We start from the raw sequence: 566 nt of genomic DNA, 5'->3' as shown, positions 1-566 counted from the left end.
CGCAGGCACGATTACCGCTGCCACCTTCCTGTCCTACTTCACCGAAGACTACCCGTGGGCGCACATCGACATTGCGGGTACGGCATGGAAATCCGGCAGCGAAAAAGGCGCGACCGGTCGCCCCGTTCCCCTGTTGCTGAACTATCTGCGCAACGTGAAATAAGCCTTGACGCCTGCGGGGCAAAGCAACCGACCCCGCAGGTCGTCTGAAAACGGAACGCATCATCTTCTGACACAACCCAACAAACGGAGAACCATGATGAAACCGCTATTTACCGCATTGTCCGTCGCCTTTCTGCTCGGCACGAGCGTCAGCGTTCACGCCGCAGAACAGGCCAAACCGACTGACCGCAGCGTCCAAGTGTACAAAAAAGCCGATTTGGCGGAGTGGAACCGCGAAAACGCAGCCGGAGGCAAAGGCCCGCTGCTCGGCCGCTTCGCCTTCAACCGCCACCAGACCGCCGCCCAAGACGCGTTCAGGGAAATCGGCTGGCTGACCCTGCCGCCGGGTGCATCCATCGGCGAACACAAACACACCGACAACGAAGACGTTTACATCATCGTAT

Annotated in this window: 2 pseudogenes; both read left to right on the top strand. The window is 59.2% G+C overall.

The features are described 5' to 3' along the window. Window positions 1-163, top strand: a pseudogene (locus ACTHUR_RS16770) (leucyl aminopeptidase); the annotation flags it as partial. 96 nt (window positions 164-259) lie between these two features. Next, window positions 260-566 (top strand): annotated as a pseudogene (locus ACTHUR_RS16765) (cupin domain-containing protein); the annotation flags it as partial.

This window comes from Neisseria sp. P0021.S007, from assembly GCF_051956855.1.
Note: the sequence above shows the minus strand (reverse complement) of the source record. Positions and strands in the feature narration are given on the sequence as shown.